Origin of the sequence: Lysinibacillus sp. G01H (genome assembly GCF_028872195.1) — a bacterium.
In the GTDB taxonomy this organism is placed as follows: Bacteria; Bacillota; Bacilli; order Bacillales_A; family Planococcaceae; genus Lysinibacillus; species Lysinibacillus capsici.
The window spans coordinates 336143-351760 of the sequence record NZ_CP118397.1; the positions used below are offsets into that span (position 1 = coordinate 336143).

The following is a 15618-nucleotide window of genomic DNA, read 5'->3' on the forward strand; positions in this document are numbered from 1 at the left end:
CAATGAAATAAATGAAAATAACATCGTAAAATCCTCTATCCGATTAGTTACATAGAAAGTTCGTTAGTAACAAAAATTTTATTCGTAATAACAAAGGTTAATAATATATTTAAAGCAATTAATTTTGGTCTGCCTTGTTGCTGAATAATAATGTGAGAAAACTTTAAATTAGCTATACGGTTAGCCAATGTATACTCCTCGGCTCCTGTTACCTGTCTACCATCGGGGGTACACCCTAAAACAAAATGCCCAGCGTAAGAATTCTTGAGCACATAGGGATGCATGGATTGATAATGAACTTCCATGATCGTATCTGCTTCAATCATATAATGATGAGTTACTAGAAATTTTTTTAATGCGCCTTTTAGGTCAATGGCGATGGCTGTATCAGCTAGAATTGTGCGAAAATAAACAGGCACGATGTTGGCATGTTTAATATAAGGCTTTACCTCAATGCAGATTTCACCAGAATGTTGTACAAATAGCTGAATAATTGCTTGATGAATTCCATCTGTTAAAGTGACCATGGTATTTCCGAAATGAGCACTTTTAAAGAAAATACTGTCATCAGCAATATAGCCAACAGCAATATGACGATTCTCAATATGTAGCGATTTTGCTTTCACTCCTAAAACTTCCTCACAGTTCTTTAATTCATAAACATGTTGCTGAAATGTAAGACCTAAATAATGCCTATTAACTATTCGATTTTCAAGCAATTGCTTCAACATCTGTTACATCTCCAATCTTTGATAAATTATGACAATATTTATAATTGATTGTAGGTCATATAACTCTCAAAAAACTCTCCAAAAGTCGAAAAGATGCGTATAATGGCAGGGGTGAAAATATCTAAATTTTATAGTTCAACACATTGCAAAGGATTAAAAAGAAAGAATGGAGAATTTATTGCTGAAGGGTAGTACTTGTAGTTGCTTTTATAACAAATACAAATAAATGGAGAAGATAGTGATGGAATTAAGAGATTTAAAAGCCTTTATGGCTGTTGTTGAGCATAGGAGTTTTACAAAGGCTGCACATGATTCCTTTGTATCTCAGCCTTCATTAAGCAAAAGTATTAAAAAATTAGAAGAATCATTACAAGTTGAGTTGTTGAACAGATCAACGCGTAATGTAGAACTTACTGATGCAGGTAGTATTGTTTATAATCAAGGACAAAAAATAATGCATGCTGTTCAAGAACTACATATTTTGCTAGACGATTTATTAAATATTAAAACAGGTGCTATCAAGTTAGGGATCCCACCTTTAATTGGAACATTATTTTTCCCTGAAATCGCTAGGGGATTTCATCAGCTATATCCTGAAGTACATTTAGCACTTATCGAACGTGGTGCAAAAATGGTAGAAATGCTAGTTGAAAATGGTGATGTTGATATGGGCATCGTTGTATTACCAGTAGATGAAAGGAAGTTTGCTGTTCAATCCTTTATAGAAGACCAGTTTTATGTCTTTATGAATGAATCTCACCCCTATGCACACCAGAAATCCATAGCTTTACAAGATTTAAAAAATGAAACGTTCATTATCTTTGCAGAGGAGTTCACGCTTCACGACTATATAATTAAATCCTGTGAAAGTGTTGGTTTTACACCTACAATCGGCTATAAAAGTTCACAGTGGGACTTGATTGTAGAGTTAGTATCCTCCAATTTAGGGGTTACATTGTTACCCCATTCCATTGCAGCCAAGCAAACAAATACCAATGTGAAAATAATTCCATTAGATGATTTTGAAATGCCGTGGCGTTTAGGGGTTATTACGAAGAAAAATACATATCAATCTTATGCATTAAAACAGTTACTTGAAATGATAGATAGGAATGGGGAAAATAGATTTATTCCATATAGGAATAAGTAGTATTCTAATTAATTCCTTTACTTGTAAAATAACAATGATGTAGAATTTTCCTTAATAAACGAGCAATTCAGGGAGGTTTCGAGATGGGGAATGGTAAGGTATGGAGTTCGTTTGAAGAAGCGATTGCGGATATTAAGGATGGAGATACATTAGCTGTAGGTGGCTTCGGGCTATGTGGTATACCCGAAAAATCAATCGCAGCATTAGTGCAACAGGGAACAAAGGATTTAACCGTTGTCAGTAACAACTGTGGTGTAGATGACTGGGGATTGGGTCTACTATTAGCAAACAAGCAAATAAAAAAAATGGTAGCTTCTTATGTAGGAGAAAATAAGATTTTTGAACTACAATTTTTAAGTGGTGAGCTAGAAGTAGAGTTGACACCGCAAGGAACTCTTGCAGAACGTTTGCGTGCAGGTGGAGCGGGAATTCCTGGCTTTTACACAGCTACAGGGGTTGGAACGCCAATTGCTGAAGGAAAAGAAGTGAAGGTTTTTGATGGCAAAGAATATATTTTGGAAGAAGGTATTGTTGCTGACTTTGCTCTGGTCAAAGCATGGAAAGCCGATAAGCTAGGAAATTTAGTTTATAGAAAAACATCACGCAATTTTAATCCATTAGCTGCTATGTCAGGGAAAATTACAATAGCTGAAGTGGAGGAAATTGTAGAAGTAGGCGAGCTAGATCCCGATCACATTCATACACCAGGGGTTTTTGTACAACGTGTATTATTAGGTGAAAATTACGAGAAACGTATTGAGCGTTTAACGGTGAAAAAGGGGGAAGCATGATGGATACAAGACAAAAAATTGTTAATCGTGCAGTAAAAGAAATAGCCAACGGTATGAATGTCAATTTAGGCATAGGTATTCCAACACTTGTTGCCAATGCGATTCCAGCCGATTATGACGTACTCTTACAATCCGAAAACGGACTTCTCGGTATTGGTCCTTATCCAGTAGAGGATGCAGTAGATCCTGATTTAATCAATGCAGGTAAAGAAACAGTTACGGCAGTTCCAGGGGCATCCTTCTTTGACAGTGCAGAATCATTTGCAATGATTCGCGGTGGACATATTGACCTTGCCATCTTAGGAGGTATGGAGGTATCTGAAACAGGAGATCTTGCTAACTGGATGATTCCTGGGAAAATGGTGAAGGGCATGGGTGGCGCAATGGATCTCGTCGTTGGTGCCAAGAGAGTGATTGTCGTCATGGAGCATGTAAATAAAAATGGTGAATCTAAAATTAAAAAACAATGTGAACTTCCACTAACGGGTAAAGGTGTCGTACATCGATTAATTACAGATTTGGCTGTATTTGATTTTACGAAAGATGGCATGCAACTGATAGAATTAGCAGATGGTGTTTCTTTAGAGGAAGTAAAAGAGAAAACAGCTGCTTCTTTTAGCGTTGCTCTTATACAATAACTTCAGACCTAGGACTGTTTTCAGCGTTATGGTCTCATTTTACAATAATCTAAAAGGGGATTTCATAACAATGGAACAACAATGGACAAATGAATTAGCAGTAGCACAGGTGCGTGTAGCAAGACCAACCGATCAGCTAAAGGAAGTAGAACGGTTTTACTGTGAAGGTGTTGGATTAAAGAAAATTGGTTCGTTTACAGAACATCGTGGCTATAATGGTTTAATGATTGGTCTTCCAAATGCAGGTTATCACTTAGAATTTACAGAGCATATTGACGGTAGCCCTTGTCCAGCACCAAGTAAGGACAATCTACTCGTACTTTATATCCCAAATAGAGATACGATTCGTCATATTGCCGAACGTCTTGCGGTCATGGGATATCCCGAAGTTGAGCCTGAAAATCAATATTGGGCTGAAAAAGGGGTAACCATTGAAGACCCGGATGGCTGGCGTCTAGTATTCATGAATACGGAAGGCATTTAAACAAAATTTTAAGCACGAGCACGTATGTAGTCTCGTGTTTTTTGTAACCTAAAATACCCCTTGTAGTATATAATCTGTTTAGGGGGTTACAAAATGCAACGAATAATGACATTAAACAAATGGTGTGAGGTTTTGGAGCAATCGAAGTTCAAACCTTGCCTTGTGTTAAAAATTAGCATGACATGTATAAGTAGTATTTCAGCTTTAAAGGAATATAAAGTATTACAAACGAAATTGCCTAAATATCTTGTCATTGTGCAGATGGATCGGGTAATTTCAAATGCTATTGCCTGTGATCTTCAAGTGAAGCACGAATCACCTCAACTAATAATCCTGCAGGGTGGGAAAGGAATTTGGCAAGCAACTCACTACAAAATAAAGCACTCTCTTTTAGAAAACGCTATAGAACAATATGTAAAAAAAGATACTCCACAATAGGCTGTGGGGTATCTTTATGTGATTAATCTTCCAAGGCCTCATCTTCATGATAATTTGTAGCGCTAGACTCGATATCGACCTGTAGATAATTGGCCCAGTCTATTTTGTGAAAATCCTCTTCACTAAAATAAATATTCAAAACCTCAGTCATTGTTTTGTCCCCATCAGGTTCAGTGAGAGGAGCATACCAAGTAATAGCCGGTGTCTTCACATTTTTTAATTTGGACAAATCAGCGAAAATTTTAGTAGAATCCTTTAGCATCTGGCTTTTCGATCCTTCTGTTACATCTGTATCTTGAATGGAAATTGTGACAACACCGTCTTTCGATTCATCCACAGAGAATTCGTTTTTCACAATCGCGCCTACAATATCTTCAACATTCGTATTTTGATCGACTGCTACTTCCTTTGGTTCAGCACTCTTTCCACAAGCTACTAACAGTAGTGAAGTAAAAACCAATAGATAAATTATTTTCTTCAATGTCATAACCTCCCTTGTTACTCCATCTATGTGCAAAATGGGAGGGAATTATACAAAATACAAGAAGGTTATCCTTACTTTTTATGAATGGTTAGGAAGTGATTGAATAGAGAAGCGGAGAATAGCCTGAATATAAAAAAGCACCTTAACCAAAATAGCTAAGGTGCTGTATCAATCATGTATAAAAAGCCGCGTATGCCGTAGTTATTATAGAAAGTTTTAAACCACCACTCCTCAAAGTGGGTGTTCGCAGAAGTTTTCCTGCTTATCCTCATGCACCGTAGTGTGAGGCCCGTCATTCCAACTCCAATAATAAAACTCCCTTTTACAGCTTAAAGGTTAAAACTTAATATTATACGAACAATGCAGCCTTTATGGATATAATAAAGCATGATCGATAAACATGCAAGTAAGATGATAATGGAAAATTAGTCAATGGGCAAGTGTTCCAAATCGCGTTATAAACATCTTGCACTACCTTCAAAAAGGTGCTGATGTTTCATATTTTTTTCACAAATGCGAACGTAAAATACGAACAACCTTTGCTAAATAAGGTCGACTATGTAAAGATAGGAGCATAAAGAGGATTTTCCTAGTAAAAATGTAAAAGGAGGAAGCAAAAATGGCAGCTTATCCGAATTGTCCAAAATGTCATTCTGAATATACATATGAGGATGGAGCAAACTATGTATGTCCAGAATGTGCGCATGAATGGAGTATGGACGCAACTGAACAAGAATCAGATGCACTTATTGTAAAAGATGCAAATGGTAATCTGTTAGCTGACGGCGATTCAGTTACTGTTATTAAGGATTTAAAGGTGAAGGGTAGTTCTTCCACTTTAAAAATTGGGACAAAGGTAAAAAGTATCCGTTTAGTGGAAGGCGATCATAACATTGACTGTAAAATTGATGGCTTTGGTGCCATGAAATTAAAATCAGAATTTGTGAAAAAGGCCTAACAAACAAAATGCACCTCAACTTTGGTAAAAAAGTTCGAGGTGCTTTTTTGTTTATTGAAAAACCCTACGTAATAGAATGGCAAAAGCTGCGCCAATTAAGGCGAAAATGGTATGTAAAAGTGCAATGTAGCCAGCTCCAATCACTAGCGTTCCTATTTCTGTTAAAGAAAAGGTTGTAATATAGAGCTCATTATTAAGATTATTAATGATAGCCCAAACGAATACAGGCACAGAGCTTATGATAAAAACAATCCAGATGTTTTTATAGAAAAGGTAAGAAAGACAGCCGAAAAGAGCATATGAGAGGACAAAGCCCTTTTGATTGCCGAGTAAGGACGAATTAATGGCAAACATAAAGGATAATACAATAAATATGATATGAAAAAAGGATACTGTTCTTTTCATGGGCAAGTATGCGTTCTGAGTTGATGAATTGACTACTAGCTGCTGACATTGCTGACAAGTTGTTAGATGCCGTTCGACAAATTCTATTGTTGATGCTTGAAGCAGTTGTTTTTTATAAAGAGGTATTAAATCTTCTATAATTGAGCATTCCTGTGACAATACTTTCCCTCCATTCAATCTCTCCTCATTATACGACTTTTTGCGGAAAATAAAAAAAGCCTTCCGTGAATTTTTCAATCGGAAAACTTGTACATGCACCCTATTAGTTTGATGTTAATACTTCATTTGTTAATGCTTGAATATCGATATGTGTTTTTTCCTTTACTGCGTCCTTTAAAATTTCTGTGCGGAAATAATGAACTGTCGCTTCAAGTGGAATGGCCAAAAGTTTTGAAAGGGCTGATTGGTACATATAGACAAATTCTTTGTCAGTATTACCACGCTTTAATTCTGCGAAAGCCTCGTAAAACTGGTCGAGTTTATCCGCAAATTCAAGTAGCCGACCCTCTAAAGTATGATCCTTTCCTTCTTTCATCCGTTCAAAGAAAACAGCCTGAAATTCTTGTGGGATTTCATTGATAATAAATTTTTCCATCATTTTTTCTTCCACGTGTGCGAGCATTTGCTTTAACTCTGGGCTAGCATGTTTTACTGGTGTCTTAATGTCACCAATAAACACTTCCGCAAAGTCATGATTGATTGTCTTTTCATATAAAGATTTCCAATCAACTGTTGCACCGTGCATTTCTTCTAACGTTGCGAAAAACATCGCATATTGTGACACTTTCCAAGAATGGGCTGCCACATTGTGCTCTTCAAATTTGAAGCGACCAGGGCAACGAATGATACGCTCTAAATCATTAAGACTTGTAAAAAATTGGTGAATTCCTATAAAAATCACTCCTTTTTGTTCTATAAGTGCATGTTACTATAAACAATACCCTCTTTATACGGTTTTCAAACAATTTAACAATGTTTCAAGCTGTGTTTACAAAGGATTCACAATTGCTGATAAAGTAAATTCAGCTTGAATGCTATAATGAAAGGGACTGATGAAAAGGGGAGTACACAGCATGTTTTCCATTTATACACTTCTTCTTTATATACATATTTTAAGTGCTATTCTTTCGATTGGGCCTTTGTTCGTTGTGCTCACCATTGTAAAAAAAATGCGTACAGCTTCCATGGATGACATGCCACCATATATAGAAGCCTTTAAGGGGGCCATTACGCTCGTCAAACATTCGGGGCATGTACTAGTAGCCTCGGGTATTTTGTTAATGTGGCATGCGGGCTATTATTGGAATACCTCGTGGATTGTATTAACCTTCCTCGTGATGTTTGCATCCATCGTATTTCTAGCAAGAGCGTTTAAACCGACGTTGCGTACTTTTAATACACCAGCATTTAATCATCTACAATTTGTTTCACTGTTGCATCGTAAAACATGGATGTATATAGTATTATTGCTTATTATGCTATGGCTGATGGTAGCAAAGCCCGTTCTTTGGTAAAAAAGATAATGTTATCTGCAGAAAAAGCCCTTTTCACAAGGTGAGAGGCTGATTTCCGTTCCGCCAGCGTCGTCCTTTCCAGGGGGCGTCCGATGAGCCGCTAGATCCCTTAGGAGTGACGCTGGCTCCTCTTCAATCAACCATGCTGCAGAAGTGTCTTTTCCTTATCAGCAGTAGCGATCAAATAACCCATTATTTGAATTAGGGCTTTTATTTTCAATGGGGAGAAGTGATGAGTGACGATACTCCTCACTAAAATGAGTAGTTAATACCTTCACTTTATTTGAAAAACCTTGCTAAAAGGAAACATTTTCACCTTTCATAAAGATTCTATTAATTGGTTTGTTTTTCAACACTATGAAAAAATCGCACCCTTAAGGAGTGCGATTTTTTTTAGCTTACTAAGCGTTTAAAATAACTTTTTCGAATGAATACATAGCTAATGAGGAAAAGTACAAAGAAACAACAAGAGCTAGCTATGGAAACTTGTAAAAATGCTGTAGAAACCATTGTTCGCATAGCCAAAAGGGTAATTAGCAAGAGTGTAATAGCTATAGTGAATGGTACAAAAATAAGAATCGCCAATTCTTTAGTGATAATGGTAGCTAATTCATTTCTAGAAAGTCCTAACTTACGGATACCAATATACTTTTCCTTCTCTTGTTGTAATGTTGTTTGTAAATAGAAGTACAATATACTCATGGCTGCACTTAAGAAAATTAGACTTAACATGGAGCCGATAAAGAACATGACGCTTTTGACAAACATCTCTGTGTTATATAAATCAATTTTGGATGTTACATAACGTTCTCCAGGTAAAGAGGGTAAGTCACTGGTAATAGTTCTTGCCAAATCTGTATGGGCTGTCCAATCTTCCAGTTCATAGATATACGTTTTATAAACAGGGTAGTCAATGGTTTTGTAAATGTCATCAGGTACAATGAAATAACTTTGTTGGAAGCCAGTAGATAGCAGATTTTGCTCATGGGTGCTGGCTAGTTTGAAAGACTTTATAAACAGGTCGCTGGCAGTGTTTATTATTGGTGCTTCACCACGATTACCAGCGGCGGCAATAAACTCATCTTTACTTAGTTTGATTTCCTGATGCTGTATCAGATTAAAATTTGATAAAGGCATATAGCCAATACGTTGATCTTCGTTTGATTTAAATTCAATAAAATACTTGTGAGCTTCAACCGTTGATAAAGTATTTTCAAGATAATCAAGATCAGCCTTTACCATGTTGTCATCAGCTTTTGGATCAGCAATATATTGAAAGCTATATGGATAATTTTCTTCACTAGTCTTTTTTACATTGTAATAAGAGCTAAATAAAATACTTGTACATAGAAAGACACCGCTTAATAGGATAGTAATGAGAAACAGCATATTTGCATGTGATTTCATTTTTGCATTTAAATTGGACGCCAAAAGCATATTTGTTTTTTGAAGATAGGCAGGAGACTTTTCATATATTTTCAATAACAAACGAAATCCTTGTGTAATAACTAAATAAATCGTACTAAGAATGCTAATAAAAAATAACAGATAATAAAGGACACTTAACGTGTCTACAATGGAATGCTCGATTTTTAGCAAGCAAGCTAAAGTGGCAGACATCAAAATACTTAGTATTAATAACCCATAATGAGGCTTAATAGATTTCTCGATAACTGTATCACTTTTTAAGAGTTGGATAGACGCTTCTTTATTAATGAACCTCGTAACAACTGTCGATATCACAACAAATAAAATCAGAAATAATCCTATGGTTATACTAATTGCTTGAAGAGGCATGTACATACCAAATGTTTCTGCCTTTAAAATAACTTTTGCACCCATTAAGAAAAGAGGTGTAATGACAAGGCCGAGAACGATAGCTGCCAGAATAGCTAAAATGCCAATTAACAGATTTTCACGGAAGACCAGCTTACGAATCTGCTTCATGGAAGCCCCAGTAATCATAAATATTCCTAAGGTCTTGGTCTTCTTACGTAAAAATGCTGTGATTGAATAGGTAATGTAGATAAAAGAGAATAAATAAACGAGCATACTAGCTAGCATTAAAGAAATTCCAAGTGTAGAGTCTGGATCTAGGCTTTTCAGATTTGGATGAAAGACGATAACAGAAAATAGAAAGAAAATAATAATAGAAAACATACTACTCAAGAAGTAAGAAACATACGTCCATTTGTCACGTAAAATATTTTGAAGCACAATATGATTAAAGCTCATGCTGTCCACCACCCAGAAAAGCAAGCGTGTCCATAATTTCCTGATAAAATTGCTTACGGTTGTTGCCTCGATGTATTTCGTTATATAATTTCCCATCTTTAATAAAAATAATGCGATTGGCAAAGCTTGCTACATAAGGATCATGTGTCACCATGAGAATAGCCGTATCAAGCTCTTGATTAATTGAGGAAAATAAGTTCATGACATCATTGACAGCCTTTGAATCCAAGTTTCCTGTAGGCTCGTCTGCTAACAATAAACTTGGTCCATGTATAACGGCACGAGCGATGGCTACTCGTTGTTTTTGTCCACCTGAAATTTCATAAATACGTTTAGGCAATAGTTCCTCGATACCGAGAAATTGAGCGACATCCTTTAAACGTTGAAGCATTTTTGAAGCAGGTAGGCTATCTAATGTTAATGGCAATAAAATATTTTCTTTCACTGTTAATGTATGCACAAGATTAAAATCCTGAAATACAAAACCTAGTTCAGTGCGTCTAAATTTGGCGAGGTTCTCATCATTTAATGCGTAAGGATTATGATTGTTTATGAAGATATCGCCAGCGGTAGGACGATCAATAGTGGATACACTATTTAAAAATGTTGTTTTCCCACTACCTGAAGGTCCCATGACAGCTACAAATTCCTGTTGCTGTAGCTGAAAATCGATACCGTTTAACGCTTTATAGGTGATCTCACCGATATATTCCTTGTGCAAATTGGTTACTTGTAGTATGGCGTTACCCAAATTAAAACAACTCCTTTATGGTCATTAGATACCTTTAGTATAGAAAAGGAGCGGCACATAACCTATTTCTCTTGATGACGTGAAGATGACAAAGTTGTCATCTTCATTTTTTAAGACTGTTTGAAAAATTAATGGAAAAAATAGTGACATGCTCAGAAGATTGTAAAGTGAAGGGGTGCTCTAGTGTAGTTAATATTTTTTTCACTAGATATAAGCCTATACCTGTTGCTTCGCCACTTGATCGCCCCTTCATACCTGTATAAAATAAATCAAAGACTCGTGCTATTTCGCTAGAAGGAATGGTCTCACCACGATTGGTTATGTGTAAAGCCTCATTTTCATAGTCGATATGAATGGTGCTTGCCATTTCACTATATTTAATGGCGTTATTTAATACTTGATAAAGTACAATTTTTAACCACTTTCGATCTGAATAAATGATTTGGTCTTCAGCAAACGTCAGCTTTGGAAAAACTTCTCTTATGATAAAAAAATCCTTCAAATCATTGATCACTTCTTGCACGAGCCCTTTTAAAACAATAGGTTCAATTTTTAAATCAGCTACTAAATGAGATGTGCGCTCATACGTTAATAACTGATTGAGGGTAAATGTCAATTTATTGCACTCTTTATTGATGGTATGCCATTGCTGCAATTCATCAGTGGTCTTGTTGGGTGTAGCTTGAACGATTAATTGAATAACAGATAAAGGTGTCTTCATTTGATGTGCAAAATGTGATAGAACAAGTTGCTTCTCATGTGCTTGTTCTTCCAATCTTTGCTGTTGGGTTAAAAATAAATACTGTATTTGCCTTAGTTTTTCACTATAGTATTGCTCAATAGCTGCACGTGGTTCAAATAAATGAAGATCATCCTGTGTGTTGATATTTTTTTGTAAATGATGATAAAACTTTCTTCTTCGATAATAACGACCGAGTAGCCACAGAATAAATAGAAAGCTGACAAGAAAAATAAAGTAGGCATAGTGTGCGGATAGGTCATCTAATACATGTATTATCCAAGGTAATAGGAGGAAGCTTATGCTATAGAGAATAATGAAACTAAGATGATCTCGAAAGAATAGTTTCATTTACTTTCCTCCACCAATTGATATCCAAGACCACGAATTGTTTTAATCTCAAGATGAGAGTGTACGGCTTCCAATTTTCTACGTAATCGACCAATATTCACAGACAAAGTATTTTCCTCAACAAAGGTTTCATCATCCCAAATAGCACTTAAAAGCTTTTGACGCGGCACTACATTAGGGTAAGCTTCGAATAATAACTTACTAAGCTGCATTTCTTTTAGCGTTAACAGGCTATCTTTGCCTTTTGTTTGTAGACGAACTGTATCTGGATTTAATGTAGTATTGGCTATAGTTATGGTTGTTGTCTCGGTTAAAGCATATTCACCATAGGTACGTCGAAGTAGTCCATTTACTTTTGCCATGAGTACATCCAATGAAAAGGGCTTTGTAATAAAGTCATCGGCACCATTTTCAATTCCATATACTTGATCAATATCATTTACTCTGGCAGAGACAATGACGATGGGACAGGTTGAGAGTTGACGGATTTTCCGTGACCAAAAATAGCCATCGTAAGTCGGGAGATTGATATCCATAATGACTAGGTGTGGTTGTATCGTATTAAATTCTTCAATAATGTGTGGAAATTGTTGTACAGTAAAGCATTCAAACTGATATTTAGCTAAATGCTCGACAATCAGTGAAGCTATATTTGCATCATCTTCTATTATGTATATTTTGTACATACCTATCGATCCTTCCTTTATTCTATATGTATAATGTACCCTCATTTCAAAAAATCTATAGAAAAATTGTTATTATAAACTTGAGAAAAGAGTCACTACAGATTCAAATTTGCACTGTAATGACTCCTGTTTTTAATCTTTAGGTATATGGAAAGTAACATTTGTACCTTGATTTATAGTACTTTGAATTTGTAATTGTTGGCCATAAATTCTTTTAAGTCGTAGATTTGTATTTCTTATTCCTATACCAGAGCTTGTCCCTTTGTAATCTTCTTGCAATTCCTCTAATAGAGTGGGGCTAATTCCCACACCATCATCAATTACACTAATGGATACATAAGTTGTGAAATCTTTAATACGAATACAAACAGTACCACCTTCTTCCTTCTTTAATATACCGTGTCGAATGGCATTTTCAACTAACGTTTGTAAAGAAATTGGAGGAATGTCAATTTGTATTGTTTCATCAATATCCCATTCAATCTGAATTAATTCTCCAAATCGCTGCTGTTTAATGTAAAGATACGAACGAACTAAATCGAGCTCATGCTGTAGTGGTACTACTCTTTGAAGATTTCGGACATCGAAGCTGGCATGTAAATATTCACCAAAGTGATGCATTAAATCAATCATTCTATCTGTATCAATAGTACTAAGTGAGGCAATGGTATTAAGTGTATTAAATAAGAAGTGTGGTTGGATTTGAGATTGCAGCCAAGCACTTTCTAGATGTAGACGTTGTTGAATACTATATTTTAAATCAATTAAAGCTCGACTTCTTACTTTTAGCTCTAATGCATTAATAGGTTTTGTTACATAATCATTAGCACCATAGGCAAAGCCTGTATAAACATCTTCAGGGTGCTTTCTTATCGTCAATAATAAGATGGGTAATTCCAGCAATGAGTATTGTTTTCGTATTTTTTGAATCACAGCATAGCCTGAAATATACGGAAGCATTGCATCAACAATTACTAAATCCCATGCTTCTTGCTGAATGAGGGCTAGAGCTTTCTCACTGCTTGTAACAGTAGTAATTTCGTATTCAGAGATCGAAAATATACTTTTCATCGTTGCTAAATTCATAGGGTCATCATCAATCATTAAAATCCTGAAATGCTTATCTGACACCATGGATAACTCTTGTTCATTTGTTGTGGATAGCTGAGTTTTAGCTTGTGCATTAAAGGTTGCGTATTCCTGATTTTGTGTGCTTTCATCTGCAAGAGGTAATGTAAAATAAATATTCGTTCCTTTGTTAGGAATAGATTGTATATTTAACGTACCACCATGCAATTCAATCAGTTTTTTTGAAATAAGTAGGCCAATACCAATGCCTTCATCATATTCCTGACCCTGTTCATAGGGAGAATACAAAAGACTTTGTACAAAATTGTCCATTCCTTGTCCAGTATCACGAATGTGGATAATAGCCATATGCTGTTTTTCACGAGCAATAATTTCTATAGAGCCTTCACCTGTATACTTTAGGGCATTATGCAAAATGTTAAATAGGATTTGAATAAGGCGATTTTCGTCGGCTAATACATTTGGGAAATTTGGTGGTACTAAAGACACCATATGTATTTGCTTACCATTTGCAATAAAGCGGAGGATATCAAAAACTCCATAAACAGCACCTTGAAGATTTACACTTTGTGTATGAAGATGTAAATCTCCTTCTTTTAAACGAGTAAAATCCTGTATGTTGTTTAACGTAAAGGACATACTTCTACCTATATCGATTAGGTGTTTAAGGTTTTTTTCATCTTCAGTAACAAGTTTGTTCTGTGGGTTGTCATAAATGGATTGACCTAGGGTAATCATCCTATTCATTGGACTCCAAAGTTTTTCTGCATTGCTTGTAAGGAATTCATCTTTTAAAGCATCCTCGTGTTGTAGCTTTGTCACTAGGTTTTGAATTTGCTGAGAGTTCTCATGAAAACGTTTGAACCAATAGCTAGAAAAACCAAGCATGATAAATAAATAATCGAATGGATAAACGGGAATATCGAATACGTATACAGATTTAATGAAGCCCCATATAATACCATTTGTTGTGCCGATAGCTGTTAGTGCAATAAAAGCAGAGCTTCTTTTTTGGTTTTCTAGATACTCTCTAAGAGCCAGTACCACTACGTAAAGAAAGGATACTAGATAAAGTACGAAGAAAATATTCTTCGTAGGTATCAGCCATGGCATTGGTAAAACAATCGTGAGTATTGCATTTAAAATATAACAAGCAAAAATCCATTGAAATGTTTTAGTGTTGTGATATTTGACTAAGAGGACTCTCATAAACTGAACAAAGAAAAAGGAGGCTCCTAGGAAAATAATGGAAGAAAACTTATAGGACCATACATAATTCATATGCAACCAATCCAGTAGGGAGCGATCAAACGTAATTAATTCATCTGCTAAGGGCAAAAGAAAGCCAAATGTGAAAAGTAAAACGATAGATTTTCGATAGATGAACAAATATACAAGTATGCTAAAAAGAGAGAATATGATTAGCATAACTACAATAGTTGAAAGAGATAGCCCTACAATTAATTGATGATGCGTCATTGCCAAAGCAGTGCCAAATAAAATCCTTTTATTAATAATAGGACTTGTAGGTGTATCAAAATTAGATACATGAAGTATGAGATTAATTTCAGATTGCGTATTAGTAAAATAAACAGTATAAGGTGCAGCCTGACCTTCATGGTCTTCCGCATTATCTGCTACTTTGCCTGATTTCCCTACTAGCTTTCCATTTATATATAGGTTTGAAGCAGTTGAGATAGCAGGGATACGAATGGCATATCGATCATTATCTGAAGTGTTAGGTAGCAGAATTCTTAACTGATAAGTGCCATAGGGTTGAGTTGTTCGCTCTTTTTTTAATGCAGGAATATTTTGTATATTATAGGTATCGCTATGACTCTCTTTGTTACCCCCCTTATTTTCAGCATTCACAAATTGTCCAGGATAATAGATCCATCCTCCATCCAAGGAAATAACTTCTTCTTCCGAAGTAGTCAAATTGTTTATGTTGACCACACCATCTTTGGCACTAGGCTGATGTGTAGAGGGGAGGAAATAGTTTAACCATAATAACCTTAGAAAAGTAAGGACTATAAAAATGGCAATTATAATAAGTAGATGTTGGGTAGAAGCTTTTCTCAACACAGCAATTTTCCCTCCTAATGAATCTCTATCTACCATGCCACGAAATTGGAAAAAAGAAAATATAATGGATAATAAAAGAATGCTTTAAG

The 15618-nt window shown here is 35.6% G+C and carries 16 protein-coding genes and 1 other RNA gene; 7 read left to right on the forward strand and 10 right to left on the reverse strand.

Annotated elements, in window-relative coordinates:
- Window positions 1–47: 47 nt before the first annotated feature.
- Window positions 48–731, reverse strand: a complete 684-nt coding sequence (locus PSR12_RS01655) for a hypothetical protein (RefSeq protein ID WP_004229831.1) — start codon at window positions 729–731, stop codon at window positions 48–50.
- A gap of 241 nt (window positions 732–972) precedes the next feature.
- On the opposite strand from PSR12_RS01655, the gene PSR12_RS01660 reads away from it, so the two are divergent.
- From PSR12_RS01660 to ytxJ, 5 genes are all read left to right on the forward strand, one after another.
- Window positions 973–1881 carry a LysR family transcriptional regulator gene (locus PSR12_RS01660; RefSeq protein WP_221679024.1) on the forward strand — a complete coding sequence of 303 codons (909 nt, stop codon included), beginning with the start codon at window positions 973–975 and terminating at the stop codon, window positions 1879–1881.
- Between the two features lie 83 nt (window positions 1882–1964).
- Window positions 1965–2672, forward strand: coding sequence for a CoA transferase subunit A (locus PSR12_RS01665; RefSeq protein ID WP_274771320.1), 708 nt, complete (start codon window positions 1965–1967; stop codon window positions 2670–2672).
- Window positions 2669–3310, forward strand: coding sequence for a 3-oxoacid CoA-transferase subunit B (locus tag PSR12_RS01670; RefSeq protein WP_274771321.1), 642 nt, complete (start codon window positions 2669–2671; stop codon window positions 3308–3310). The genes PSR12_RS01665 and PSR12_RS01670 overlap by 4 nt, the downstream gene beginning before the upstream one ends.
- A 70-nt stretch (window positions 3311–3380) precedes the next feature.
- A complete protein-coding gene (locus tag PSR12_RS01675; RefSeq protein ID WP_221679026.1) occupies window positions 3381–3794 on the forward strand; it encodes a VOC family protein in 414 nt (137 codons plus the stop codon).
- 93 nt (window positions 3795–3887) lie between these two features.
- Window positions 3888–4232 (forward strand): bacillithiol system redox-active protein YtxJ, encoded by a 345-nt coding sequence (gene ytxJ, locus PSR12_RS01680; protein WP_221679027.1) that lies wholly within the window; start codon window positions 3888–3890, stop codon window positions 4230–4232.
- A 22-nt stretch (window positions 4233–4254) separates the two neighbouring features.
- On the opposite strand, the gene PSR12_RS01685 is transcribed toward ytxJ, so the two are convergent.
- Together PSR12_RS01685 and ssrS are read right to left on the reverse strand one after the other, a co-directional pair.
- Window positions 4255–4719, reverse strand: a complete 465-nt coding sequence (locus PSR12_RS01685; RefSeq protein ID WP_232735603.1) for a hypothetical protein — start codon at window positions 4717–4719, stop codon at window positions 4255–4257.
- Window positions 4720–4895: 176 nt separating this feature from the next.
- Window positions 4896–5088: non-coding RNA, 6S RNA (gene ssrS, locus PSR12_RS01690), on the reverse strand.
- Between the two features lie 247 nt (window positions 5089–5335).
- Here ssrS and PSR12_RS01695 point away from each other — a divergent pair.
- Window positions 5336–5674: a zinc ribbon domain-containing protein YjdM gene (locus tag PSR12_RS01695; RefSeq protein WP_048393229.1), complete on the forward strand. Its 339-nt coding sequence runs from the start codon at window positions 5336–5338 to the stop codon at window positions 5672–5674.
- Between the two features lie 51 nt (window positions 5675–5725).
- On the opposite strand, the gene PSR12_RS01700 is transcribed toward PSR12_RS01695, so the two are convergent.
- Together PSR12_RS01700 and PSR12_RS01705 are read right to left on the reverse strand one after the other, a co-directional pair.
- Complete coding sequence (locus tag PSR12_RS01700; RefSeq protein ID WP_257521027.1) at window positions 5726–6238, reverse strand: zf-HC2 domain-containing protein; 513 nt, start codon at window positions 6236–6238, stop codon at window positions 5726–5728.
- A 103-nt stretch (window positions 6239–6341) separates the two neighbouring features.
- Window positions 6342–6980: a YfbR-like 5'-deoxynucleotidase gene (locus tag PSR12_RS01705; RefSeq protein ID WP_004229813.1), complete on the reverse strand. Its 639-nt coding sequence runs from the start codon at window positions 6978–6980 to the stop codon at window positions 6342–6344.
- Between the two features lie 172 nt (window positions 6981–7152).
- On the opposite strand from PSR12_RS01705, the gene PSR12_RS01710 reads away from it, so the two are divergent.
- The gene (locus PSR12_RS01710) at window positions 7153–7593 is read left to right on the forward strand and encodes a hypothetical protein (RefSeq protein WP_004229811.1); all 441 of its coding nucleotides are present in this window, start codon (window positions 7153–7155) and stop codon (window positions 7591–7593) included.
- A gap of 393 nt (window positions 7594–7986) precedes the next feature.
- Here PSR12_RS01710 and PSR12_RS01715 read toward each other — a convergent pair whose 3' ends face one another.
- The 5 genes from PSR12_RS01715 to PSR12_RS01735 all read right to left on the reverse strand — a co-directional run bounded on the left by PSR12_RS01715 (window position 7987) and on the right by PSR12_RS01735 (window position 15529).
- A complete protein-coding gene (locus PSR12_RS01715) occupies window positions 7987–9828 on the reverse strand; it encodes an FtsX-like permease family protein (protein ID WP_221679029.1) in 1842 nt (613 codons plus the stop codon).
- Window positions 9818–10579, reverse strand: a complete 762-nt coding sequence (locus PSR12_RS01720; protein WP_274771327.1) for an ABC transporter ATP-binding protein — start codon at window positions 10577–10579, stop codon at window positions 9818–9820. Before PSR12_RS01720 ends, PSR12_RS01715 begins: the two co-directional genes overlap by 11 nt.
- Window positions 10580–10682: 103 nt before the next feature.
- Window positions 10683–11669, reverse strand: a complete 987-nt coding sequence (locus PSR12_RS01725; protein ID WP_221679032.1) for a sensor histidine kinase — start codon at window positions 11667–11669, stop codon at window positions 10683–10685.
- The gene (locus PSR12_RS01730; protein WP_257521030.1) at window positions 11666–12355 is read right to left on the reverse strand and encodes a response regulator transcription factor; all 690 of its coding nucleotides are present in this window, start codon (window positions 12353–12355) and stop codon (window positions 11666–11668) included. Before PSR12_RS01730 ends, PSR12_RS01725 begins: the two co-directional genes overlap by 4 nt.
- A gap of 132 nt (window positions 12356–12487) precedes the next feature.
- The gene (locus PSR12_RS01735) at window positions 12488–15529 is read right to left on the reverse strand and encodes a hybrid sensor histidine kinase/response regulator (protein ID WP_274771328.1); all 3042 of its coding nucleotides are present in this window, start codon (window positions 15527–15529) and stop codon (window positions 12488–12490) included.
- Window positions 15530–15618 lie beyond the last annotated feature (89 nt).

Excerpts from the sequence above, each read along its gene's own strand:
- PSR12_RS01665 (WP_274771320.1), top strand. The coding sequence starts at position 1,965 with ATGGGGAATGGTAAGGTATGGAGTTCGTTTGAAGAAGCGATTGCGGAT.
- ytxJ (WP_221679027.1), top strand. The coding sequence starts at position 3,888 with ATGCAACGAATAATGACATTAAACAAATGGTGTGAGGTTTTGGAGCAA.
- PSR12_RS01685 (WP_232735603.1), bottom strand. The coding sequence starts at position 4,719 with ATGACATTGAAGAAAATAATTTATCTATTGGTTTTTACTTCACTACTG.
- PSR12_RS01725 (WP_221679032.1), bottom strand. The coding sequence starts at position 11,669 with ATGAAACTATTCTTTCGAGATCATCTTAGTTTCATTATTCTCTATAGC.
- PSR12_RS01695 (WP_048393229.1), top strand. The coding sequence starts at position 5,336 with ATGGCAGCTTATCCGAATTGTCCAAAATGTCATTCTGAATATACATAT.
- PSR12_RS01655 (WP_004229831.1), bottom strand. The coding sequence starts at position 731 with ATGTTGAAGCAATTGCTTGAAAATCGAATAGTTAATAGGCATTATTTA.
- PSR12_RS01675 (WP_221679026.1), top strand. The coding sequence starts at position 3,381 with ATGGAACAACAATGGACAAATGAATTAGCAGTAGCACAGGTGCGTGTA.
- PSR12_RS01660 (WP_221679024.1), top strand. The coding sequence starts at position 973 with ATGGAATTAAGAGATTTAAAAGCCTTTATGGCTGTTGTTGAGCATAGG.
- PSR12_RS01710 (WP_004229811.1), top strand. The coding sequence starts at position 7,153 with ATGTTTTCCATTTATACACTTCTTCTTTATATACATATTTTAAGTGCT.
- PSR12_RS01670 (WP_274771321.1), top strand. The coding sequence starts at position 2,669 with ATGATGGATACAAGACAAAAAATTGTTAATCGTGCAGTAAAAGAAATA.
- PSR12_RS01715 (WP_221679029.1), bottom strand. The coding sequence starts at position 9,828 with ATGAGCTTTAATCATATTGTGCTTCAAAATATTTTACGTGACAAATGG.
- PSR12_RS01730 (WP_257521030.1), bottom strand. The coding sequence starts at position 12,355 with ATGTACAAAATATACATAATAGAAGATGATGCAAATATAGCTTCACTG.